Source organism: Blautia sp. HCP3S3_G3 (genome assembly GCF_052063365.1).
Lineage (GTDB): Bacteria > Bacillota > Clostridia > Lachnospirales > Lachnospiraceae > Blautia_A.
Window position 1 is genome coordinate 20,789 of the sequence record NZ_JBQHXR010000012.1, and the last position, 22,661, is coordinate 43,449.

Consider the following 22,661-nt stretch of genomic DNA (forward strand, 5'->3'; position numbering starts at 1 on the left):
TGTCTGAGCAGTACTGCTCACTCCGTCTGCTGTAACAACATTATACCTTTAATTATGTAAGATTTCTACCAATTTCATAGGAAATCTCCATAAAAACTTCATGAAATAACTGGAAACTTCCATGAAACGCAACGGAAAATTATCATTTTTTCTATTATAGAAAAACACGGAGTCCTTATCTGTAATATCAAAAATCACCCGGAAAACCTCATAAAAATAATTGCCTTTTTATTTATTTAATGATAGAATAAATCTCGCAAATATATGTTTCGGCAATATTTCAATTTATACATATCAGGAGGATATCTATGAGTACAGTAACGATCGTCCTTCTTGTTATTCTGGTAATTCTGATCGGAGTATTGGTTGCTTTATACTTCTTCGGCAAGAAAGCTCAGAAGAAACAGGAAGAACAGCAGGCACAGATTGAAGCAACCAAACAAACCGTTTCCATGCTGGTCATTGATAAGAAAAGGCTTCCGCTTAAGAATTCCGGTCTTCCGCAGATGGTGATCGATCAGACACCAAAGCTTATGCGCCGTTCCAAGCTTCCTATTGTCAAAGCCAAAGTCGGTCCTAAGATTTCTGTTCTGATCGCCGATGAGAAGGTATTCGATCTGATTCCTGTTAAGAAAGAGATCAAGGCTGAAGTCAGTGGACTTTATATCGTAGGTGTTCGAGGCATCCGTGGTCCGCTGGAAACCCCACAGAAAAAACAGAACTTCTTCAAACGTATCTTTGAGAAAAACAAAACACAGAACACCAACACAGCTAAAAATAAAACACCAAAAAATAAAACCAATAAGAAATAATTACAAAAAGACTTCCGCATTTATGATCTTTCAACCATAAATGCGAAAGCCTTTCTTTTTTATTCAATATCTTCCGGTCTGTAACGCCGGCATTACCTTTCTCACAATTCCTGTAACATCGCCGGAGAGATCGCTGGAATCAAAGCGCGAATGGCGGCACTCGGATATATATGGTTATTTTCCTCTGGCAAGAAGCACCAGAACCCAGTCCGAGTGTCCTTCTTTTCTTTCAGCAGGGACAAACCGAATATTCTTATCGGCGGATATGGACGCAAAATAGCTCTTTCCTCCTGTCACAGGATCCATCCAGTATGCATCAAAGTATCCCTGATATTCTGATAAATCCAGAGAAAACGGATGATTGTTATAATCATAACAAAAGACAAATCCATCTCCGGCAAACACAGCAACACGGTCATATTTCTCACCCTGACCCTCTGTTACAAGTTCCTGCGCCGGATGCCCTGTCTGATAATCCACACTTTCCATTAAGTTTTTCAAATGAGTCATTGTCATTCCGCCAATATTATGAAGAGCATCCTGCCAATTCTGCCAAACTCCAAAAGAACCTTCTCCGTCCCGTTCCTTTACATAAAACTGCATTATGGCATTATCCCCGAAAGTATGCCCAAAAGCACCTGCAAATACAGACCAGTACGCATATCTTCTCGTATCCCATGCCTGCCAGTAAGGCTGTGTCTTATCATGCAGCCCCTGAAGAATCTGTTCATAGGAAGGTTCTCCGTCCACAACAGGCCTCTCCGGTAAATAACTTCGGTCCCTTTCCACGTATTTCCAGTTGTCTTCCCCGAAATAATCCGGATTTTTTCCATTGTCATCCCAGGCTCCCAGGCTAATCTGGTCATATCTTCTGTGACCGGACTGAAACATATGGAAATCCAGCCATTCTTCTTCGTTAAACCATTGAGAGGAAGAAGTTCTTCCAAAAGGATGAAAACCAACAAGCTTGTCCGGGCAATCCTTTTTCAGTTTACGTCCCATATGACAGAATAATTCAAAAGCAGCGTCACCCTTTACATCTCCTCCCAGAAGCCAGATTACATTGGGCCGTTTTCCATATCGCTCTATCAGAAAATCCAGATAAACATCCACATTTTCCATATTCAGAAGACCGTTGGCAGTATGAAATCCCCAGGATGGCAGAAGAGCCATATAAAGTCCCAATTCCTCTGCCATGGAAACCATTGCGTCTACTCTCTGCCAGTATCCGCCATTCCGATCAGGTCCGGCAAAATCATTATCTTCCAGAGCAAATGCTCCCTCTATGTTCTTCTGCGGCCATTCATGAATCAGTGTTGCCTGAATCACGTTATATCCTTTTTCCTTACGGTTGCGAAGATATGTACACGCTTCTTCCTGAGTCAGTCTGGAAAACATCAGCCAGGCTGTGTCTCCCAGCCAGAAAAAGGGGATATCACCATTCTGAAGATATCTGTGGTTTTCACTAATTTTTAAAACTCCATTTTCCCATGGTTTCATTTTTTAATAATTTCCTCTCTGCCCTCACAAAAATGCTTCACCGGAACCTTTCTCCTGTGCCTGGATCGTAAGATAACAGTCTGCCACATGTTCCTCATTCATATCCAGCGCATAATCCACTTTCATATCAATACTTCCCTTGTGTTCCGTCAGTTCCAGATTCGTCGTGGCAATCCCCATCTGAAGTGTCCCATAAGGCGTCGTATAATAGGTCATGTTCTTTTTGCCCTGCTCAAAGACCATATGCACATTGACCAGCCCTTTTTTCCTTACTTCCACTCCTCCGGGAGACATTTTTATGTAGTTGATCGTTGGCTCTGCTGAATCATCCAGAATCTCTTCGTAGCGAAGATAATGACTGCCGTTACGGAAGTAATACTGTCCCGGAACCACAATTTCAATCGGCTCCTGACCTTCCTCTGTTTCCATCATCTGAAGACCACGCACATGTATCAGCACATCTTTGTCCATATACACTCCCCCATTTCTGATCCAGATATCATCCTCCATTTCCATGGCGGTTGGAACCTGCATCAGTATTTTTCAATATCGATTTTCTGAGTCATTTCCACATCGTAAGGCAAAATGGAATTTGCAAAACTCTTGAATTTGTCTGCAAGATCACTCACATAAAAACGGTATGGAAATTCCTCCTCTTCCTTTCCGGTACTCAGCAGATCCTTTTCTGTCAGAAGTCTCTTCAGCTCCAGGGCTGTCTCATATGCCGGATTAACCAGCCGCACACTTTCCCCCATGACTTCGCGTATCGTGGAGCGAAGCAGCGGATAATGGGTACAGCCTAAAATTAATGTATCGATTTCTCTCTCCTGCAGTTCTCTCAGATACCTTCTGGCAACTTCAAAGGTCACCGGATCGTGCAGCCATCCCTCTTCTACCAGCGGTACAAACAGAGGGCAGGCTTTGCCCAGAACAGTAATCTCCGGATCCAGCTGTCTTAGGAAATCCTCATGTATTCCGCTTCCCACCGTACCAATCGTTCCGATGACTCCGACTCTCTTATTTCTGGTCTCCCGGGCAGCAACTACAGCTCCCGGCTCAATCACTCCCAGCACGGGAATATCCAGATCGTCCCGGACTGCATCCAGTGCAAACGCACTTGCTGTATTGCAGGCAATGACGATGGCTTTTACCTGCTGTTCCTGAAGAAATCGGATGATCTGACGGGAATAGCGGATAATGGTATCTTTGGATTTGTTTCCATAGGGTACTCTCGCGGTATCTCCGAAATATACAATTTTTTCAGAAGGGAGGTTGCGCATAATTTCTCTGGCTACCGTAAGACCTCCAACACCCGAATCAAATACACCGACAGGAGCATCTCTGTCTATTTTCATTTTTTTCTCCATTTCCTGACTTTGATTTTTATTTATTCTATCACCAATCAAGGGCTTGCGCAAGCCAGAAGGATATCTTTACCCGCCGCTTCCCGGATGTTTCTGTACTGCTTTCTCCGGTTTTCTCTTTTTCTGTAATTTTAAAACAGAATTTCGGATACATCGTTCCCCACCATGCCAGAAAAGATGGATTCTGCACTTCTCCTGTCTTTACGGACAAGTCAAAAAATTCCGGAGAGGTTCCTTCCAAAACCGATGGTGTGTGTGCGAAAGTCGGTGAAATTTCCTCCAAAGGCAAAGACAGGTTTGGTAAATTCATGGGCATTCCTTCCAAAATCAAAGGCATGTGTGATAAATTCACGAGTATTCCCGTCAAAATCAGAATCCATATTCCATAAACCAGCCGTCTTCTCAGCAATCTGCTTTTCATTTTGCGATTGGTCTGGAATCTATCTGTTTCTTCCCGTTTTTTTAAAAAAAGCCTCCTGATACGGTATCCTGTTATTTCTGTTATTTCTTTTTTTTCTTCGTTTTCTCCACTGGAACTATCTGTAAATAAATCCATAAAATCCCTCCTGATTGCCTTTATCAGAAGTATTTCCCGGACTATTCTTTTTATACCGTTCTGTAATACATTCTCTTCTATTGACAGTTTTATTCCGACAGACACGCTCTAGTTTCAGGAAACCTTCCATCACATCCACACTTCCAGTTCTGTTCCCGACAGTCTCACTTTCGGCAAAATCCGCATGCCTCCCGTCAGATATCGCTGATGATAAACTTCCCGGAGTGTCACTCCCTTTTTTTCCTGACCGGAGACACGGTTCTCCAGAATACCGACCAGATATTCTCCCACGGAAGTCCCGCTTCCCCCTTCCCACTCCAGAATTTCCCGTGGATCTTCTGCACGGAACACATACACATTTTCCCCCACAAAAGGCTCTTCCTTCAAATAATCCAGGAGTACCTGCCACCGCTCATTTTCCAGCAGACGGTCACTCAGTATCAGCACCTGCAGGTGTCCCATATCCAGATACTTTTCCTGCGACCTTTCGTATTTCTCCTCAATCTCATCAAAATCCGCTCCTGTAATCGTAAGAACAGAAGTCTGATTATTTTCCTCCTCTTTTCCCTGTCCGGTCGCCTGCGGCAAATCCGGCATTCCATAAGTAATTTCAAAACTATCGGCAGTTCCATCCACCCCCAGCGCAAGAGGATACATTCTTTTTTCCGGTTCAATCCCTGCACATCCTGAAAGGAAAAGCATCAGGGAGATTCCTGCTGCAGCTGCGGCTGTTTTTTTTCGCCTTTTTCCTTTTCCCCGCATCATGATCAGTACCTGCAGAAGCAGCATACCAGGTACAAAAATATAAGCCAGGTATCGTCCATAAATATCTTCTATCCCCCATCCGCGGAATTTCAGAACAGAAAGCCCGTAAACCACAATTGCCATCCAGTATCTTCCTGTCCCCAGATGTGTCTGCCGGATAATCTGGTGTCCGTAATGGAACAGACTCCCCACCGCAAACAAAAGGCTGTACAGCAAAAATCCCATCCACAGCACATCAAATCTTGCCAGCACATTTCCTGGAAGATCTGCTCCTGCAAGCAAAGGAATGACAGGATATTCTTCCGCCAGAAGCCGGTTCCATCCAAAAACAGCAGGAAGCAGAATCAGCATTCCCAGAATGATTCCTCCAAGCGTCACAATTCCAAACACAGCTGTTTTTCCCGCACTCCCTCTTTTTTCCACATTTCCCAGTACAAAAGGCAGAAGCCCTATTCCGGAAAAAGCACATAACACTCCATAAGTACTTCTCAAAAATTCCCTTCCAGTGAAATCCCATGCCACAGACATTTCCATCAGGTACGAAATTCTGCTTTGTCCCAGGCACAAAATCATCATCAATATCATACCTCCCAGCAGCAATCCTCCGGAAACTTCCGCAATCCTGCCTCTTCGCTGCATTCCTTTGTGTGTTCCAAAGGCACACACCAGCACGGCACATAAAGCGATCCATTTACCTTCCACACCTTCCAGAAGGCTTTCCGGAACAATTTTCATCAGCACGGTCAGAAGATATGCCGCTGTAAAAATCACATAGATCACAAAAAAGCTGCCAAACACACGCCCGGCAAATCCTCCTTCCGATTTTCCCAGATTCGAATAATACGGTTCCAGACGTATCAGAAAAATCACATAAAACAGGAGCAGCAGAATCGCTGCCAGTGTTCCCGCAATCCCCGATGACCCGAGAATCCGGTCCCGCCCAAACAGACACAGCATAAATGGTGCCAGAAATGCCAGCACCATCTGACGATAAAGCTGTCTGTGGGAAATTCTGTTATTTTCTGCAAACTCCATACTTCACACCACCCTGTCCTGCAGGTTCCTTTCCGCATTTCTCTCTATTCTTTCTGATTTCTTTTCAATCATTCTTTTTCTTCAGCTGAATATTCTAATTTCTTTTGCATTCTTCTCTTTTCTTTAACCGGACATTCTGGTCGTTCTTCGCATACAGAGGCCGCCTCCATCGCCTCTGAAAAGGCATCCGCAGAATTCCGTCTCCCACACCATGCTCCGGATTTCTTTTTACAAAAGGCATCAGATATGGCATACCGAAGCTCAATAGTCCCGCAAGATGAGATATCAAAAGATAAATCCCCAGCACGATCCCGAAGATTCCCAGAAATCCTCCAAGGAACAAGAATACATATTTGATCAGCCGGAATGCAGAGGCAAATTCCTCATTCGGAATCGTCATGGAGCCCAACGCAGTCAGGGCAACGATCATCACCACAATAGGGCTTACCAGATTTGCGCTGACGGCCGCATCTCCTACAATCAGTCCGCCTACGATCCCAATCGCATTTCCCAATGCCCCCGGAACTCTCACCCCTGCCTCACGGATCAGCTCAAAAGCCAGTTCCAGAAATATCAGTTCCGCCACGCTGGAAAAAGGCACTCCCTCCCGCGCATCCGCAAAGGACAAAATCAGATTTGTGGGCAGAATCTGCGTATGAAACCGGATAACTGCCAGATAAAGTCCCGGAAAAAGTGTTGCGCAGGCCAGTGCCAGATACCGCAGGACCCGCAGAAACGATGCCATCTCAAAACGCTGATTCCAGTCTTCACTGCTCTCCATAAAGCCCTGAAACGAACTTGGAAGAATCAATACCGACGGTGAATTATCACAGATCAGAACGATTTTTCCATTCAGAATTTCCTGCGCAGCTCTATCCGGACGTTCCGTTATCTGGTATTGGGGAAACGGCGAATACCAGACCTCCTCTGTCAGCTGTTCCAGCATCCCGCTGTCCAGAATTCCGTCGATCTCATAAGTATCCAGTCTTTCCCGGACATCTTCCAGAAATTCCTCACGCACCAGATCTTCCATATAAAGCATATGGAGCATCGTATGCGTTCTGGTTCCAATCTGGCGTTCCTCCACTTTCAGCCTCGTATCCCGCAAACGTTTCCGCACAAGCGCAGAATTCGTTTTTACAGAATCTGAAAATCCCTCTCTAGATCCGCGCAGAACTTTTTCCGCTTCCGCCTCGGATACTCCCATTCCCGGATAACCCTTGCTGGAGATTTTCATGGCCTGATCATAACCATCCATAAAGAAAACGGCATTTCCCGCCAGAAGCGCAGAAAATACTTCATCCATAGATTCCAGCTTTTTTACATCAGCAATCCCAAGGCTGTTATCAGCCACAAATTCCTGAATTTTTTCCGGAGAAACCTCCCAGAAATGATTCACCATCTTTCCGATTGCCGAATCATCCAGCATCATATTGGACACAGCCACCTCAATGTAAACCATCAGGCAGTCTACTTTCCGCTCCTCACCCAGTTTCATCTGACGGACCTGGATGTCCGCACAGTTTTCACATCTGTTTCTCACATATTCTTCATTGATACGTAAGTTCTTTGAAATCTTAATATTGTCCACAGCTGGTCACCTCTTCTGCTTTTTCTCGTCTGATTTTTCAATGTACTAAAGTGTGTTTGAAAATTCCCGGACTGTCCACTGTTCTTTTCTGTAACAAAAAAGAGAGACGTTCTCACATCTCTCCTAGTATCTCCAAAATCTTCTATATTTAGTACGGATTATTCAAAAGAAATCCGAAACAGTCAAAATAAAAACAGCTCAAATCAAAAACAACTCAAAGCAGAATCAGTTCAAAGCAGAATCAGCTCCATACTGCATCATTTCTTCTGCGCAGCATTTGCTTCGCCCTGAATGGACCGGATAATTCCCTTCCTCTGATTCTCAATATGATGGAAGCTGATTTCCTGGGCTTTTTCCACATTCCGTTCTTTCATCGCAAGGTACAGCTGCTCATGCTCCTTGACAAGCTGGTTTCTCATTTCTTCATCTTTCAGATACTCTACACGGTAACGGTAGATCTGTTCACGCAGATTGCTCTGTACCTGATTCAGAGTCTGATTGTCCGCCGCCTGGTAAATGATCTCATGAAAAGCCACATCTGCTTCCGCCAGCTTCACCAGATTATTTTCTGCAATCGTGCGTTCAAACTCTCTGGCTGCAAGCCCCAGTTTTTTGATCTGTTCCTCTGTCATTCGCTTGCACGCTTTTTCAACAGAAAGATTTTCCAATGCAATACGAACCTCCAGAACATCATTCAGATCCTTTTCTGTAATATCCGCTACCTGTGCACCGCGGCGCGGAATCATGAATACGAGACCCTCCTGCTCCAGTTTGCGCAGAGCCTCCCGGATCGGCGTACGGCTGACACCAAGCTTATCTGCAAGAGCAATCTCCATCAGACGTTCACCCGGCTTGAGTTCTCCTTTCAAAATTGCCTGACGAAGGGTATTGAATACAACATCTCTCAGAGGCAGATACTGGTCCATATTTACTGTAAAATCACTTGTCATTCGCAAAACCTCCTTCTCTATTGTATGTTTCCGTAGCAAACACGGTCTTGGCCAGATGACTTTCCCGAAGGATTGCTGCGGCTTTTTCCATTTTTTCCGCATCATCAAAGATACCAAATACTGTCGGACCGCTGCCGCTCATCATTGCTTTCAGCGCTCCGTTGGCTTCCATGAGATCCTTAATCTCCTGAATAACCGGATAACGTCCGATAATCCCCGGTTCAAATACATTGCCCATTTTCGATACCATGGCATACAGGTCACCATTAGTGATATCCTGAATCATTCCGTCAATATCCGGACGTTCTTTAATTTCATCCAGATGCAGATTCTCATATGCCATCTTTGTGGAAACGTTGACACCCGGTTTTCCTACCAGGATATAACACTTCGGTACCTGTGGGATCCAGGTCAGCTTCTCCCCGATTCCTTCCGCAAGCGCAGTTCCGCGCATAACACAATAAGGCACGTCTGCGCCTACTTTTACTGCGCGTTCCATCAGTTCCCGCTCGCTTAAGCCCAGATTAAAAAGCCGGTTCACCCCTACAAAAGCCGCCGCTGCATCGGAACTTCCGCCTGCCATACCCGCAGCTACAGGAATCGATTTATCCAGTTTCATGGAAATGCCTTCTTCCACGTGAAACTCATCCATCAGAAGTTTTGCTGCTTTGTAAACAAGATTTCTTTCATCAGATGGAACAAACGGCAGATTCGTCACAAGAGAAATTCCCGGTGTTTTGCTGCGATGAAGTTCCAGCACATCATACATCTGTATCGTCTGCATGATCATGCGTACCTCATGATACCCGTCATCTCTCTTTCCTAAAATATCAAGTCCCAAATTAATTTTTGCCAGTGCACGTAATCGCATAGCTTCCTCCGATATTGTATCTTTTCCTACTGTTTTGTTTTTTGTATACAGTATTTTCTGTCCTTTATTTTATATGATTTTTTCCTGAATTTCAATATGCTTCTGCGGATAATCGAAAAGGAGGCTTACGCCTCCCCTTTTTCAACTTTACATTCTTTTTTATAGCATGCAATTCCGTATTTCATAACATTTCTCATGCCGTCTTCTTTTAATCTGGCTTCGTATTTTTTGTCTTTTATCTGCTGAAGAGCTTTCTGACATGCCTTTTCTAAATTACCATCCTCCGCATATTTCATTTCGATCACAATTCCAATCCGGTTTCTTCGTATCTCAACCAGAATATCACTAAAACCAATTCCAGACTCTGCATTTGACTTCACAAGCCACTCATCCTGAAAACCAAGAAGTCCAAGAAGAAGCCCATGATAAAAATTTTCTTTCCGCTCCTTTTGAGCTGCCGTATCACGAATACTGATAGTATTCCACAGATAGTCATTGAAAATTTCTTCTATGAATGCTGTATCTCCGTTTAAAAATGCACTGCAGAATTTATCCAGTGTTTTCCGGTCATTTCCGCTTGTATTTGACCAGTAATCCTCTGGTCTGGCATTTGGATCTGCGCGCAGATTATCACAATGGCTGATCAATTTTATTCTATTGTATCGGCTATTTCATATTCCCATTCCATTTTAGCCGACCATATAAAAATACGCTCTAGCGAAAGCTCTCCACCTCCGCTCTCCTGTTGATCCACCCTCTCTTCCAGATCATCAGATGCACCTGAAATTTCATGTCATCCGCTGCCGTCACAAAGGGCTGTTCCAGCAATAGAACGGAATCTCTTCCCTGACGTTTCAGAAGCTCCTGCCGCTCCTGCGCCTGTTTTATAATCTGTGCATACTTCCTGTCCGTTTCTTCCCCGAAAGAACGCACAGGATAAACGGCTGCTGCCTCACACAGTTTCTCCGTCAGAAGATCTGTCAATTCCGCATGAGCGTTCCGGTGCAGCATCCGGGCAATTTTTTTCGCAGCAAATGGATTCGGATGTCTGCGGTAAAACCCAAGCATCCTTTTCATTCTGCGATCATGGACTTCATCTGTCAATTCCTCCATAACCGCAATCGCTTCTTCCGAGACCTGCCAGGGTTCTCCTCGGGGAACGATATATTTCTCCGGTACTGCCGGATAACAGCAGTAATTCAACGGCGGAAAATCCGCAAGAGCAGCAAGTTTTTGTTCCTGCTGTGTACAGTATTCCTCACCCAGATAATCCCGTTTGTCCCGCAGAATCGCAATCCGGTATTCCAGCTGTCTCAGGTATTCGTATCCTTTCACCCAGAAATGCCCCAGCCCGCTGTAATCATACAGCCGGACATCCAGCATCAGATCAGTAAAAAACAGAGTCACCACCGTATCTCCCTGATAAACAGACAGGATATATGTTTCCTCTTCCCTGTTCAGCGATGCATTCAGTTTTCCCTCATAATTTTTCTTGTAATTACCAGTCATCACTGCATTCTGAAAGACCAGAAAACTCTCTGCCGCATCATTCATCAGATACACAAGACGAATCTCCGGTCCCTGACATATCAATTCAAACTGGTTCTGCTCCAGAAGCTCCTGAAGCATAATAAAGGTATCCATCGTTTATTCCTTCTCCCCTTCATTTGCCTCTTCCACTGTAATCTCCGGCTGTCTGGTAAAGGAAAGCTTCTTTTCTCTGTAATAAAAATGATCTCCGTCTGTGCAGGCAGGTGCCGGCACGAGCAGAGGCTCATGATCACGGAAAATGTTTTTATCATTCAGGTTAAAGTAATCGTAACGGATTTCTTCTTTGCCAAGCGTATTATCAAAAGTCGCATCCAGATGGTAGTATTGTCCGCCGATTTTTACCACATTCCAGGTATGGCGGTATTTGATTCCTTTCTCCGGATTATTTCCGCAGATGACGATCAGACACCAGATGCCAAGCGCATCGCACAGGATTTTCACGGACTTTGCGATTCCCTCACAGACACCAACACCCTGTCCAAGCGGTCCGATAATTTCATGGGAATAGGGCTTTTTCAGTTTGTCATAATGAATATTGGTACAGATAAAATCGTGTACATACTTCTCTTTTTCCCATTCGGAAAGCTTCTGTGCCGGGCGGGCAAGTTTCTCCACTCTGGCTTTCATCGCTTTTTGATGCTCTTTGATTTTCCCCTTTTCAAAGAGATATTCCGGAAGAAAAATCAGATTCGGGGAATCCGGATAGTATTTATACTGATATCCCGGTGCCCAGAAAATCTCCGGATGATCCAGGCGCAGCTGGAAAAAAATGTGATAGAGTTCCTCAGCTTCTACCCTTGGAATCAGAAAAGAATCGTCAATTCTCAAAAGCCCCTGATAAATGGCGTGGTAGACAGCCTGCTGTGTTTTATTCATTCGGTTGTAGTAATATGGTTCCATAAATCATCCCTTATATCTATACTCGCAGGTCAGATAATTGATCCCCAGCAAACCCGCGCTATTTCCCAGCATTGCCGGAAGGATTTCCACGTGCGCAAAGTTCGGCATCACATATCGGGAAATCCGCTGCCGGATCTGATCTGTAATAAACGGCTGGGTCATAATTCCGCCTCCCAGTATCACACAGGACGGATTAAAAATATGAATCAGACTGCCAAGTCCCATCATGATCTCATCAATCCATTCATCAACGATCCGGAAAACTTCCGGGTCATCCAGTTTCTCAAAAATTTTTCTGCCGTCTGTCAGTTCTTTCTCATATTTCATGGCTCTCTGCACCAGAGCCGTTACAGATGCATATTTCTCATAACAGCCGTCAAAGAAATCTTTTCCATGGATTTTTTCCTCTGCATGTGTGACAATGGCCCCAAACTCTGCAGCAGAAAACGTTGCTCCGTGATAAATCATCCGATCCTGCACGATTGCACCACCGATACCGGTTCCGTAAGTCAGGCACAGAAATGCTTTTTTCTCTCTTCCAGCACCGTACACAGCCTCTCCCATAGCTGCAGCATTCACATCGTTTTCTGCCATCACCGGCACATGGAACCGCTTCTCCAATACTTTCCGGATTTCGGTTCCTGTATAAGCAGGAATATTGCTGTTGGCATAAATAATGGAACCCTCATCTGCATTTACCTGTCCGGCAGTGCTGATTCCAATGGCATCATAATCCATCTGTCCGGAAATCAGAGAAATCACTTTTTCCAGAATATGCGGACCGCCTTTCTCTGCTTCTGTGGGCACCTCATGAATCTCTGTCAGTTTATGATTCACACAACAGCCATATTTAATAAATGTTCCTCCAATGTCAAATACCAGTATTTTCATATGTTTACCGTTCCACCGCACAGGGCGCAATCTCTCTGTAAAACCGCTGCGCGATTTCCAGCGGGCGTGTGATTGCTCCACCAACCACTACTGCATAGGCTCCTAACTCCAGCATCTTCTTTGCCTCTTCAGGATAATGGATTTTTCCCTCCGCAATGACAGGAATTTCCACATTTTTCACCAGGTTTTCCACCAATTCATAATCCGGTCCGTCTTTCTTCGGAGAATATGCCGTATATCCGCTCAATGTGGTTCCAACCAGATTCACACCGCATTTCCATGCATTGATTCCCTCTTCCAGAGTGGAAACATCCGCCATCAGCAAAATATAAGGATATTTTTCACGGATTTTCTTCAGAAATTCGTTAATAGTCATCCCGTCTCCTCTGGCACGCATGGTACAGTCAAGGGCAATGATATCTGCTTTTGCAGCAACCAGCTCATCCACTTCTTTCATCGTTGGTGTGATATATCCCTCGTACCCCTCATAAACCCGTTTGATCAGACCAATGACGGGAAGCCCTGTCTTTTCTTTGATACCCACAACATCCCGGACACTGCTTGTACGGATACATCTGCATCCTGCTTCCTGTGCCGCCTTTGCCATAAAAGGCATCAATGACATCTCCTCGCAGTAAAGCGGTTCACCAGGAAGTGCCTGACAGGAAACGATCATCGTGTTTCGGATTGCTTCCAGAATCTGCTCCATTTTTTTCTCCTTGTTCTGTTTATTCTTTTACAACCCCCGGATTGTTTCCGGTAACTTCAATTGCCACATCCTCCAGACAGGCAGTCTGACAAAATTCTGCCATACGGCGCTCCGTCATGCCAAGTCCTCCGTCCGTCATCAGTGTTTCATCTGCTTCCGGAATCAGACGGTCTCCATCAAATCTAAAGATGATTCTTGCACCGCTCATCGCATCCATGCGGCGGATCTCTACTTCCAGTTTGCGCAGGCTGCGCCATCTGGCGGTAGCCGCATAACGGATTTCATCCACAACCGAGAAAGCAAAACTGCTGTCCAGAGCCGCTGCAATATCTTTTTCCACACCATTTTCCGTAAAGTGAAGAACCACCTGGTCTCTCTCGAAAGAAAAACGAATCTGCGTGACAGCACCGTCATCCGGAATCACATAAATCCCGGCACCGCCTACCAGACGCTTAATTCCGGACAACGTTTTATCCTGATCTGCAAGGGTATAAACGGAATGATTCAGTTTTTCTTCCAGCATCGGATTTCTGCATCCGGTCAGAACAGGAATGGATTTTTTCAGGCAAAGCGCCTCTCCCTTTTCTTCTGCTGCACCGTGTACTTCCGGGTCCACGCACGGTAACAGATATTCATTCACTGCATCGATCATCGTCTGCGTCTGCTCTGTGGCAGAGTTGGTAATAATGCAGAGATCCAGAGTCGGATATACAAGGCCAAACTGTCCGAACGCACCGTCCGCACGGAAAGACCCCGGCAGATTTCCCATCCAGCACTGATAGCCGTAACCATTTGCCCAGTCTTTCACATGCCCTGCACTGTCGCCTTTTGTTTCCATATGTTTCACACGAGCATTGTCATAATACCAGTCCTTCAGAAGCTGTTTGCCTTCCCACCAGCCATCCTGCAGCATAAACTGGGTAAATTTCGCCATATCTTCCAGTTTCATCTTCATACCGCCGCCTCCGGCTTCGGTCTCCAGATCATCCGGAAGCTGGAAGCAGTAAACTTCTCCCATCCCCAGCGGATCAAACAGACGGGGACGAAGATACTCCGTTACCTGCTGCCCTGTTTTTTTTCTTACAATGGCTGCCAGAAGATTGCTTCCCGGAGTATTGTACTGATAAAAAGTTCCCGGTTCATGAAGGAACGGATGCGCAAAAAAGCTCTTACGCCACTGCGAACTGCGATCTCCGATTTCTGTTTCATGTCCGCAGCTCATACAGAGCAGATGATGAATCGTACAGGCTTTCAGATTTTCGGACGGATTTTCCGGCACATCCTCCAAAAAGATATCCGTTATTTTTTCATCCAGTGACAGGAGTCCCTCCTGACGGGCAAAACCGATTGCAGTCGCAGTCACAGATTTGCTGAAAGAATACAGCGGATGCATATCGTTTTCATCATAGGGAGCCCATGTAACCTTCGCACAGCATTTCCCGTGACGCAGAATCATCAGGCGGTGCAGCTCCAGTCCGGTCCTCTCTGTTTCTTTCAAAAAAGCGCGGATTCCCTCTGATGAAATCCCGACCGCTTCCGGTGATGTCATTTCAAAATATCCCATTGTCGTCTCCTTTCCTGCAGCTGTCATTTCTGCACATGAATCATTTCTGCAGTGTTGTTATCTTGCTTTCTATTGTAACATCTTTCCTTTCAGAAAAAAAGAGAGAGACAGAACAAATCACCAAAAAGAATAGAAACACAGAAAGACTCGCAGCAAAAGCCTCTGATATCCGACCTTTACTGCAAGTCTTGAAATTTTTATATGAAACATCCAGCCTTACCCTTCCACTTTCTTCACCAGAAGCAGCGGCTGTCCGGGATTGACGTTTTCATCTTCCAGTTCATTCAGCATCCGGATTTCCTCCGTTGTCGTGTAAAACCGCTTCGCAATGTTCCACATGGTATCCTCCGGTTTTACCATATACACCGTGATTCCCGGCATACTGCGGATTTTTTCCACATCCAGAGGCTTTTCTTCCACACGGTCAATGATCATCGTTTTTTCCTGCCGGATCACCAGTACATTCAGGCTGACCGCAGCTTTTACCTCAATTTCATTGCTGTCCGCCATTGTAGTGGAAAGCTGTTCTATTCCGGCTTTCAGATAATACAGACAATCCGGTGTGATGCCGCGGGCTTCCACCACATGGGTAAACGGCAGCATCGCCTCCATGGAATAAAACGGCATATCATCATTCCCCACACTGTAGAGAATCTTCATGAAAACAATCCCCTCTGCCTGAATACCGTTCTCTACGATCTGTGTCTTATCGATTTTTACCCTTCCCTGGCTATGACAGATCTGAAGGATTTTCCCCTGATTTTCTTTGACCTCTATTCTGTCTGACAGCCTGCATTTGGAAAAATTACGCACCAGCAGACTTTCCAGTGTTTCCATTTTTCCCTGTGGAATACATTCCCGCAGAGGTGTATAGACATCTGTGATGATCTCATGTTCTTCTTCCCGGTAAAGCTTCATATCCAGTTCCAGAACCACATCTGCAAGCAGAACACGTTCCTCCCCGTCCGCATCCGGCTTCACCTCGACCGCCTGATTGATCACTGCTGCTTCCATATTCGGAATCATATTTCCACTGCAGTTTCCGCACTCCACTTCTCCCGAAAACGGCAGGGAATATTCCAGCCACTGAAGCGGATTTCCCTCATCATCTCCTGAATAAAGAACAAATACCGCAAGTTCTCCCCTGGCTTTTACCAGATTCTCCTCCGGACGCAGATCCAGTCCGCGCACATCCATATGATACCAGAGGAGCTCTGCAATATTGGGTTTGTTGGAAGCCAGAGAGATTTCCTCTTTCAGCCGCATGGTATCTTTTTTATGTACTGCAAGATCCAGAAGTCTCATCTGCTTTTTCAATACGGAAACCGACGGATCATCCAGAGCCACAGGCAGACGGATTCCTGCCAGTTCGTCCACCACAGCATAAAATGTAACGATTGCTTTGATGTTCATTTTTCTGGAATGAATCAGATGCACGCTCAGATCTTCAATCTCCCACTTCAGGCAGATTTTATCCCCGCTCACGATATTTTCCAGGTTCAGAGTTTCCTCCAACGGCAATTTTGCCGAAAGACTGTAAACTTTTTTCTCCTCATCCCCCACATAAAGCAGATCCACATTCAGACTGCCCTTCAAAAACGCATGGCCATCACTGAGGCGTACCTCATCCATGCGCACATCTCCCTTGTTCTGGATCATCCTCCCGATATCCGGCTTTGCATCCGGAACATTATAGTCCGCATCAAAAGTCACCTGGCTGGTTGCCCTGCTCTTTTCCCGAAGCATCTGAATGTCTTCTTTTTTTAACTCCATGCTCATTCTCCCTCCTGCACTCTTCTTTTTATTCAAACACCACCGGCTCCTCCCGGTATGCCATTTTTACAACAATATACGGATAGGACGGTTCACCGGCCATGCTGTCATCCTTCGGCCCGATCAGATGTGTCATAAAAAAGATTCCATTGGAAGAATGTGACAGCTCTTCCACACGGATACTGTAACCGCCGCTCATCTGACGGCCATAACCTTTGATCAGATACATCTCTTCCCCGCTCTGATACGTCATCTGAAACTCTCCGGCTTTTTTCTCCTCAATCAGAGACAGAATCTCTTCCGGGATTTCCTGCTGATTCACGATCGTATACTCCAGAGGTTTTCTTTCCTCTTCCTCAATGCGGATGATCCTGCATCCGCCAAGTCCCAGGAGCACACACACCGCCAGTACCAACAGGCAGATTCTCTTCCCCATACTGCCACCCCAAACCGTTCCTTCGTAAGCATTTTATGCGGCAGATCCGCCGGATATTACTGCCCGTTTTTTCCACTGACATTTTCCTTCATCCGCAGCAACTTATTCCCTGTATTTCTTTCAATCATTTATTGCAAGTCGCCTTTTATTTCCGTATAATAAAAAAAGAATACACACGAAAGGAATCTTGTTATGATACGTTTTTGTTTAGTATGCATTACCGTTGTCGGTTTCCTGATTCTGTCCATCCCTCTTCTGATCGTTGAATGGGGCATCGGGAAATTCACTCCCATGAAAAAGGACATCAGCTCGCTCCGAATCATCCAGGCAGTTTTTCGTTTCATCCTCTGGCTGACGGGAGCACGCATCACCGTAATCGGAGAAGAAAATGTGCCGAAGGATACACCCGTCCTGTACATCGGCAATCACAGGAGCTTTTTTGACATCCTTCTGACTTACACCCGCTGCCCGATCCGCACCGGTTATGTTGCCAAAAAAGAAATGGAAAAAGTCCCGCTGCTTTCCAACTGGATGAAATATCTGCACTGTCTTTTCCTGGACCGAAAAGATATCAAGCAGGGTCTGAAAACGATCCTCGCTGCAGTGGACAAAATCAAAGACGGTATTTCCATCTGTATTTTCCCGGAAGGCACCCGGAGCAGAGGCGAAGACGAACTGGACATGCTTTCTTTCCATGAAGGCAGTTTCAAAATTGCCACGAAAGGCAAATGCCCCATTATCCCAATCGCCCTGAGCAATACAGCAGGTATCTGGGAATCACATTTCCCAACCATCAAACCGGCTCATGTAATTGTCGAATACGGTAAGCCAATCTATCCGGACGAACTGGATAAAGAAGACAAAAAACATCTCGGAATCTACACACAGAATGTGATCCGCGAGATGCTTACCAAAAATAAAGAGCTTATCTGAACAAATTTATCTGGTTCAAATTTGTCTGCCAGAATTGCATAATGATTTTTATGACTTTCTGACAGTATAAAAATTTTCTGCACCTCCGGTATTATCAAAATCAGATGTATCTGTTATTTGATTTGTGATGTACCAGCAGCACTCTGACGCAGAATAACCCTGTCCGACGGGCATTATCTAGAGCGTGTTTGAAAATTGCTTTCCGCAAAGTGTGGCACACAAATGTCGGAAATGAATTTTTCAACACGCTCTATCTCATCCATCTTACCATCCACACTGCCGCAATCACCCCTGCCACTGTCGCAATCAGAGCTCCCGGCAGTGTATATCTGGTCTTCTGTATTTTGATTGAACCAAAATACACGCTCATACAATAAAAAACGCTCTCTGTTGCGCCAAGAATCAGTCCTGCCATCAATCCCGTCGGCGAATCTGTCCCGAATTCTTTAAAAATATCCAGAAGCAGCCCCGTTGCCGCACTGGACGAAAACATTCTTACCAGTGTAAGAGGTACCAGTTCTGCCGGAAATCCGAAAGATTCCGTCACTCTTCCCATCAATCCTCCAAGAAATTCCAGAAAACCCGAAGCGCGCAGAACACCTACTCCCGTCATCAGTCCGATCAGTGCAGGCACAATTTTTCCCACAGTCCGAAGCCCCTCGCAGGCTCCGTCCAGAAAATCTCTGTAAATATCCCGTTTTGACAGTAATCCGTATCCAATCACATAAAACAGCAAAAAAGGTATCATGAGACTGGAAAGATAGGAAATCACCTTCATAGCTTCTCCCGCAAACACTCTCATGATACCTTATGATATTCTGTTTCTCATAAGAACCGGCATATCGGAAAATAGACAAATCAAATATGTCATCTTCTCCGATTCATAATGGTGCAAAATATTACAGCGGCTGCCGTACTGATCATGGTAACCACCAGCCCGGGACCTGCAATGGCCGCAGGCTGCGGGCTTCCATACTGTGCCCGGTATGCAATCATATTCATTGGAATCAGCTGAAGAGAAGAAACATTGATGATCAGAAACGTACACATGGCATTGCTGGCAATAGGAATTCCCCGTTTCCCGGTCTCACCCAGCCGGATACAATTTTCCCTATTAATCCTGTCCAATTCCTGAAAAGCCAGCAGCCCCGATGAAGTGGCAGCCCACCCGAGCCCCAGCATATTGGAAAGAAAATTCAGGGAAATATAACTGCACGCCCTGACCTCTCCTGTAAGTTCCGGAAACAAAAGCTTCAGCACCGGGCGGAGTCCCCCGGACAATTTCTCTACCAGTCCGGTGGTTTCCGCAATCTTCATGATTCCCGTCCACATGGCAGTGATTCCCGCCATGCCGATACACAGATTTACCGCTTCTTTTGAAGAAGAGATTACAGCCTCTGTCACTGCCTCCAGATTCCCGGTCAGAACACCATAAACAATCCCGATCAGGATCATCCCGCTCCATAAATACGTCATATTCTTCACCTGTACAGGACACCTGTTTTTATACCTTATGCCCTTTTTGAGCAATGTATGTGAAATTAACTTTTATTCCAAACTCACTCCATTATTTCAGATCATTTTCCACTGTCGAAATCGGAGCGATACCAAACTGATCCACCAGGAAATTCAGTACATTAGGAGATACAAAGGCCGGAAGAGACGGGCCCAGTTTGATATTCCTGATTCCCAGATGCAGTAAGGTCAGCAGAATACTGACAGCCTTCTGTTCATACCAGGAGAGAATAATCGTAAGCGGAAGTTCATTTACAGAGCATCCAAAAGCTTCTGCCAGTGCTGCTGCCACCCTGATCGCACTGTAGGCATCGTTGCACTGTCCCATATCCATCAGTCTCGGAAGTCCGGCAATCGTTCCCAGATCCAGATCATTAAACCGGTATTTTCCACAGGCAAGCGTCAGAACAACTCCGTCTTTTGGCGTATTTTTCACCAGCTCTGTATAATAATTGCGGCCGGTCTTTGCCCCGTCACAGCCTCCGATCAGATAGAAGTGTCTGATTTCTCCGCTCTTCACTGCTTCGATCACTTTGTCCGCCACAGATAATACGGTTCCATGTCCAAAACCGGTCAGTACTTTACTTCCGCCATTGATTCCTGTCATCGCACGATCCTCGGGATATCCGCCAAGCTGCAGTGCCTTCCCAATCACCGGAGTAAAATCCCGGTCTTCTCCAATATGCACGATTTCCGGATATGCAACTGTTTCTGTTGTAAAGACGCGATCCGCATAGCTTGCTTTCGGCGGCATCAGGCAGTTGGTTGTAAATACTACCGGTGCCGGAATTTCTGCAAATTCTTTCTGCTGGTTCTGCCATGCGGTTCCAAAATTGCCTTTCAAATGCGGATATTTTTTCAGTTCCGGATAAGCATGCGCGGGCAGCATCTCTCCATGGGTATAAATATTGATTCCTTTTCCTTCTGTCTGTTCCAGAAGCTGTTTTAAATCATAAAGATCATGACCGGATATCACAATAAACGGACCTTTTTCCACATTCAGAGTCACCTCTGTCGGAGCCGGTGTACCAAATGTCTCTGTATTTGCCCGGTCAAGCAGTTCCATACACTTCAGATTTACCTCTCCGACTTCCATTACGACCGGAAGCAGTTCCTCCATTCCCCAGTCCATCCCGATTGCATACAGGGCTTTGTAAAAGAATCTGCTGATTTCCTCCTCATGATAGCCCAGAACCTCTGCATGATACGCATAAGCAGCGATTCCGCGAATACCGAATAAAATGAGAGATTTTAAAGAACGGATATCCTCCTCTGCATTCCAGAGAAGTTCCATCGGATAATCTGCCGCTTCTCCCATAGTTTTGATCATTGCATGAGTCCTGTTGAGCAGTTCTGTAAGAGATTCGTTATCAAAATTTACATTGGTAAGCGTGGAAAACAACGCTTCCATCACCAGTTGATTCATTTCCCCGGTGATAAACTCTTCTTTCCCCTTAACCGCTCCTGCAAGTCCGATCAGCGCTCCTGTCAGATTATCCTGCAGATTGGCCGTGTCCGCTTTTTTCCCGCACACGCCCGCATTTCCTGTACAGCCTTTGCATCCCGCTGTCTGTTCACATTGAAAACAAAACATTTTATAATCCATAGTTTCCTCCCTGAATCTATTTATTTCTTTCAAAAAAGCTTCCCGGCTTTTCTGAAACGTTGAATTGCTATTGACTTTACAGCCATAGTTTAATATACTGACCGCAAAAAGTATGTTGGATTTCCAACAAAAAGGAGCACCATGGAAAAATTATTTCTGCCATTATTAAACTGTAATTTATTTCAGGGTATCAAAGAAGAAGAGATTGAAGCAATGCTGAAATGTCTGAATGCCAAAGTGAAAGTTTATAAGAAAGATGATTTTATTTATCACGAAGGACAGAAAATTCAAAATATCGGTGTCATCCTATCCGGTTCTGTTCAGATCATAAAAGAAGATTTTTACGGAAACCGGAATATCCTGTCCAGACTTGTTCAGTCAGAAGCATTTGGGGAATCCTTTGCCTGCGCAGACATTGCTGCACTGCCCGTAAATGTCATTGCCGCGGAAGACTGCTCCGTCCTTTTTCTGAACTGCCGCAAAATTACTGATACATGTACCAGCACCTGCAGTTTCCACAAACAGATTATTTACAATCTGTTGTGTGACATCGCCACAAAAAACATCGCATTTCAGCAAAAAATCGAGATCACCTCCAAACGGACAACACGAGAAAAACTTATGACTTACCTCACTGTCCAGGCAAGGCTTCACCAGAGCAATTCTTTCACGATTCCCTACAACCGCCAGGAACTGGCCGACTACCTGGAAGTGGACAGAAGCGCCATGTCCGCGGAGATTTCCCGGCTGAAAAAAGAGGGGCTGATCGACTGCCGCAGGAGTGAATTTACGATATTATAATTCATAATAATACAGACTTCTTCAAAAAGCGAAAGCACTTATGAAAAGACCGACTTACGCATATGATTCCAATATGTCTTTTAATGGACTGATAGAAAATCCGTCCACCAACCAACTTTTATCATACTGAAATGCTCCTTTTCCATCTTTTGTTTCAGCCAGAATCCCGACTATTCTATCATGATATTTTATTGTAAGATTATTGATTTCTTTCATCTATAACCTCCTGTATGGATGAATATTCCCTAGTTTGAAACAACTGATCAAGCGTCTCTGTTTCATCCAGTACAACTGCTATTTTTATTAAAGATACAAAAGAAATCTCCCCTGTCTGTTCAAAACGCTTCAGCGAAGCAAGACTGATCCCTGCCCGAGCACTTAATTCTGCCTGTGTCAATTTTCTTTTTTTCTTTTTCCTTTTTCCTGTTTTGCTATATCTTTCGCTATTTCACCCGGAAACCTGATTTGATTCAGCAATCTCTTGCACTTCCTTTTATAAAGAATAAAATACTAGCTTTTTTCAAAAAATATTCTATAA

The 22,661-nt window shown here is 45.0% G+C and carries 21 protein-coding genes and 3 pseudogenes; 3 read left to right on the forward strand and 21 right to left on the reverse strand.

Annotation, left to right across the window (positions count from 1 at the left end):
* The first annotated feature begins 308 nt into the window (after positions 1-308).
* Positions 309-812 carry a hypothetical protein gene (locus tag ACTNEW_RS10985; RefSeq protein WP_441060778.1) on the forward strand — a complete coding sequence of 168 codons (504 nt, stop codon included), beginning with the start codon at positions 309-311 and terminating at the stop codon, positions 810-812.
* A gap of 174 nt (positions 813-986) precedes the next feature.
* Here the strand turns inward: ACTNEW_RS10985 and ACTNEW_RS10990 are convergent, their stop codons facing one another.
* From ACTNEW_RS10990 to ACTNEW_RS11065, 16 genes and pseudogenes are all read right to left on the reverse strand, one after another.
* The gene (locus tag ACTNEW_RS10990; protein WP_441060780.1) at positions 987-2,312 is read right to left on the reverse strand and encodes a glycoside hydrolase family 140 protein; all 1,326 of its coding nucleotides are present in this window, start codon (positions 2,310-2,312) and stop codon (positions 987-989) included.
* 24 nt (positions 2,313-2,336) lie between these two features.
* Positions 2,337-2,783, reverse strand: coding sequence for a DUF1934 domain-containing protein (locus ACTNEW_RS10995; RefSeq protein ID WP_441060782.1), 447 nt, complete (start codon positions 2,781-2,783; stop codon positions 2,337-2,339).
* Between the two features lie 62 nt (positions 2,784-2,845).
* Complete coding sequence (gene murI, locus ACTNEW_RS11000) at positions 2,846-3,667, reverse strand: glutamate racemase (protein WP_441060784.1); 822 nt, start codon at positions 3,665-3,667, stop codon at positions 2,846-2,848.
* Between the two features lie 40 nt (positions 3,668-3,707).
* Positions 3,708-4,232 (reverse strand): hypothetical protein, encoded by a 525-nt coding sequence (locus ACTNEW_RS11005; protein ID WP_441060786.1) that lies wholly within the window; start codon positions 4,230-4,232, stop codon positions 3,708-3,710.
* Between the two features lie 129 nt (positions 4,233-4,361).
* The gene (locus ACTNEW_RS11010) at positions 4,362-6,032 is read right to left on the reverse strand and encodes a GerAB/ArcD/ProY family transporter (protein WP_441060788.1); all 1,671 of its coding nucleotides are present in this window, start codon (positions 6,030-6,032) and stop codon (positions 4,362-4,364) included.
* A gap of 94 nt (positions 6,033-6,126) precedes the next feature.
* Positions 6,127-7,623, reverse strand: coding sequence for a spore germination protein (locus ACTNEW_RS11015; protein ID WP_441060790.1), 1,497 nt, complete (start codon positions 7,621-7,623; stop codon positions 6,127-6,129).
* A 257-nt stretch (positions 7,624-7,880) separates the two neighbouring features.
* On the reverse strand, positions 7,881-8,573 hold the full coding sequence (locus ACTNEW_RS11020; RefSeq protein WP_441060792.1) for a GntR family transcriptional regulator: 693 nt from the start codon (positions 8,571-8,573) through the stop codon (positions 7,881-7,883).
* Entirely contained in the window at positions 8,563-9,459 is an 897-nt protein-coding gene (gene ispE, locus ACTNEW_RS11025) for a 4-(cytidine 5'-diphospho)-2-C-methyl-D-erythritol kinase (protein ID WP_441060877.1), read from the reverse strand. Before ispE ends, ACTNEW_RS11020 begins: the two co-directional genes overlap by 11 nt.
* A gap of 110 nt (positions 9,460-9,569) precedes the next feature.
* Positions 9,570-10,025, reverse strand: a pseudogene (locus tag ACTNEW_RS11030) (PD-(D/E)XK nuclease domain-containing protein); the annotation flags it as partial.
* 133 nt (positions 10,026-10,158) lie between these two features.
* The gene (locus ACTNEW_RS11035; protein ID WP_441060794.1) at positions 10,159-11,088 is read right to left on the reverse strand and encodes a DUF3878 family protein; all 930 of its coding nucleotides are present in this window, start codon (positions 11,086-11,088) and stop codon (positions 10,159-10,161) included.
* 39 nt (positions 11,089-11,127) lie between these two features.
* Positions 11,128-11,895: pseudogene (locus ACTNEW_RS11040) on the reverse strand (transglutaminase domain-containing protein); the annotation flags it as partial.
* A gap of 3 nt (positions 11,896-11,898) precedes the next feature.
* Positions 11,899-12,786 (reverse strand): ROK family protein, encoded by an 888-nt coding sequence (locus ACTNEW_RS11045; RefSeq protein WP_441060796.1) that lies wholly within the window; start codon positions 12,784-12,786, stop codon positions 11,899-11,901.
* Between the two features lie 4 nt (positions 12,787-12,790).
* The gene (locus tag ACTNEW_RS11050; protein WP_441060799.1) at positions 12,791-13,495 is read right to left on the reverse strand and encodes an N-acetylmannosamine-6-phosphate 2-epimerase; all 705 of its coding nucleotides are present in this window, start codon (positions 13,493-13,495) and stop codon (positions 12,791-12,793) included.
* A gap of 19 nt (positions 13,496-13,514) precedes the next feature.
* Entirely contained in the window at positions 13,515-15,059 is a 1,545-nt protein-coding gene (locus tag ACTNEW_RS11055) for a serine hydrolase domain-containing protein (RefSeq protein ID WP_441060803.1), read from the reverse strand.
* Positions 15,060-15,275: 216 nt separating this feature from the next.
* Positions 15,276-16,832 (reverse strand): DUF3794 and LysM peptidoglycan-binding domain-containing protein, encoded by a 1,557-nt coding sequence (locus tag ACTNEW_RS11060; RefSeq protein WP_441060806.1) that lies wholly within the window; start codon positions 16,830-16,832, stop codon positions 15,276-15,278.
* Positions 16,833-16,860: 28 nt separating this feature from the next.
* A complete protein-coding gene (locus ACTNEW_RS11065; protein WP_441060808.1) occupies positions 16,861-17,268 on the reverse strand; it encodes a protease complex subunit PrcB family protein in 408 nt (135 codons plus the stop codon).
* 192 nt (positions 17,269-17,460) lie between these two features.
* Here ACTNEW_RS11065 and ACTNEW_RS11070 point away from each other — a divergent pair, with 192 nt between their 5' ends.
* Positions 17,461-18,201 carry a lysophospholipid acyltransferase family protein gene (locus ACTNEW_RS11070; protein WP_441060811.1) on the forward strand — a complete coding sequence of 247 codons (741 nt, stop codon included), beginning with the start codon at positions 17,461-17,463 and terminating at the stop codon, positions 18,199-18,201.
* A gap of 250 nt (positions 18,202-18,451) precedes the next feature.
* Here the strand turns inward: ACTNEW_RS11070 and ACTNEW_RS11075 are convergent, their stop codons facing one another.
* The 3 genes from ACTNEW_RS11075 to hcp all read right to left on the reverse strand — a co-directional run bounded on the left by ACTNEW_RS11075 (position 18,452) and on the right by hcp (position 21,322).
* Positions 18,452-18,979 (reverse strand): spore maturation protein, encoded by a 528-nt coding sequence (locus ACTNEW_RS11075; RefSeq protein WP_441060880.1) that lies wholly within the window; start codon positions 18,977-18,979, stop codon positions 18,452-18,454.
* Between the two features lie 89 nt (positions 18,980-19,068).
* Positions 19,069-19,677 (reverse strand): nucleoside recognition protein, encoded by a 609-nt coding sequence (locus tag ACTNEW_RS11080; protein ID WP_441060814.1) that lies wholly within the window; start codon positions 19,675-19,677, stop codon positions 19,069-19,071.
* A gap of 91 nt (positions 19,678-19,768) precedes the next feature.
* On the reverse strand, positions 19,769-21,322 hold the full coding sequence (gene hcp, locus ACTNEW_RS11085) for a hydroxylamine reductase (protein ID WP_441060816.1): 1,554 nt from the start codon (positions 21,320-21,322) through the stop codon (positions 19,769-19,771).
* 141 nt (positions 21,323-21,463) lie between these two features.
* Between hcp and ACTNEW_RS11090 the strand changes: the two genes are divergently transcribed.
* A complete protein-coding gene (locus ACTNEW_RS11090) occupies positions 21,464-22,123 on the forward strand; it encodes a Crp/Fnr family transcriptional regulator (protein WP_441060819.1) in 660 nt (219 codons plus the stop codon).
* A gap of 54 nt (positions 22,124-22,177) precedes the next feature.
* On the opposite strand, the gene ACTNEW_RS11095 is transcribed toward ACTNEW_RS11090, so the two are convergent.
* Complete coding sequence (locus ACTNEW_RS11095) at positions 22,178-22,339, reverse strand: HipA N-terminal domain-containing protein (RefSeq protein WP_441060822.1); 162 nt, start codon at positions 22,337-22,339, stop codon at positions 22,178-22,180.
* Positions 22,323-22,529 (reverse strand): annotated as a pseudogene (locus tag ACTNEW_RS11100) (helix-turn-helix domain-containing protein); the annotation flags it as partial. The pseudogene ACTNEW_RS11100 and the gene ACTNEW_RS11095, both read right to left, overlap by 17 nt.
* Between the last annotated feature and the right edge of the window lie 132 nt (positions 22,530-22,661).

What these genes read in the sequence shown, in the direction of transcription:
- ACTNEW_RS10985 (WP_441060778.1), top strand. Translation starts at nt 309, where the DNA reads ATGAGTACAGTAACGATCGTCCTTCTTGTTATTCTGGTAATTCTGATC.
- ACTNEW_RS10990 (WP_441060780.1), bottom strand. Translation starts at nt 2,312, where the DNA reads ATGAAACCATGGGAAAATGGAGTTTTAAAAATTAGTGAAAACCACAGA.
- ACTNEW_RS10995 (WP_441060782.1), bottom strand. Translation starts at nt 2,783, where the DNA reads ATGGACAAAGATGTGCTGATACATGTGCGTGGTCTTCAGATGATGGAA.
- murI (WP_441060784.1), bottom strand. Translation starts at nt 3,667, where the DNA reads ATGAAAATAGACAGAGATGCTCCTGTCGGTGTATTTGATTCGGGTGTT.
- ACTNEW_RS11005 (WP_441060786.1), bottom strand. Translation starts at nt 4,232, where the DNA reads ATGGATTTATTTACAGATAGTTCCAGTGGAGAAAACGAAGAAAAAAAA.
- ACTNEW_RS11010 (WP_441060788.1), bottom strand. Translation starts at nt 6,032, where the DNA reads ATGGAGTTTGCAGAAAATAACAGAATTTCCCACAGACAGCTTTATCGT.
- ACTNEW_RS11020 (WP_441060792.1), bottom strand. Translation starts at nt 8,573, where the DNA reads ATGACAAGTGATTTTACAGTAAATATGGACCAGTATCTGCCTCTGAGA.
- ACTNEW_RS11035 (WP_441060794.1), bottom strand. Translation starts at nt 11,088, where the DNA reads ATGGATACCTTTATTATGCTTCAGGAGCTTCTGGAGCAGAACCAGTTT.
- ACTNEW_RS11045 (WP_441060796.1), bottom strand. Translation starts at nt 12,786, where the DNA reads ATGAAAATACTGGTATTTGACATTGGAGGAACATTTATTAAATATGGC.
- ACTNEW_RS11050 (WP_441060799.1), bottom strand. Translation starts at nt 13,495, where the DNA reads ATGGAGCAGATTCTGGAAGCAATCCGAAACACGATGATCGTTTCCTGT.
- ACTNEW_RS11055 (WP_441060803.1), bottom strand. Translation starts at nt 15,059, where the DNA reads ATGGGATATTTTGAAATGACATCACCGGAAGCGGTCGGGATTTCATCA.
- ACTNEW_RS11060 (WP_441060806.1), bottom strand. Translation starts at nt 16,832, where the DNA reads ATGGAGTTAAAAAAAGAAGACATTCAGATGCTTCGGGAAAAGAGCAGG.
- ACTNEW_RS11065 (WP_441060808.1), bottom strand. Translation starts at nt 17,268, where the DNA reads ATGGGGAAGAGAATCTGCCTGTTGGTACTGGCGGTGTGTGTGCTCCTG.
- ACTNEW_RS11070 (WP_441060811.1), top strand. Translation starts at nt 17,461, where the DNA reads ATGATACGTTTTTGTTTAGTATGCATTACCGTTGTCGGTTTCCTGATT.
- ACTNEW_RS11075 (WP_441060880.1), bottom strand. Translation starts at nt 18,979, where the DNA reads ATGAAGGTGATTTCCTATCTTTCCAGTCTCATGATACCTTTTTTGCTG.
- ACTNEW_RS11080 (WP_441060814.1), bottom strand. Translation starts at nt 19,677, where the DNA reads ATGACGTATTTATGGAGCGGGATGATCCTGATCGGGATTGTTTATGGT.
- hcp (WP_441060816.1), bottom strand. Translation starts at nt 21,322, where the DNA reads ATGGATTATAAAATGTTTTGTTTTCAATGTGAACAGACAGCGGGATGC.
- ACTNEW_RS11090 (WP_441060819.1), top strand. Translation starts at nt 21,464, where the DNA reads ATGGAAAAATTATTTCTGCCATTATTAAACTGTAATTTATTTCAGGGT.
- ACTNEW_RS11095 (WP_441060822.1), bottom strand. Translation starts at nt 22,339, where the DNA reads ATGAAAGAAATCAATAATCTTACAATAAAATATCATGATAGAATAGTC.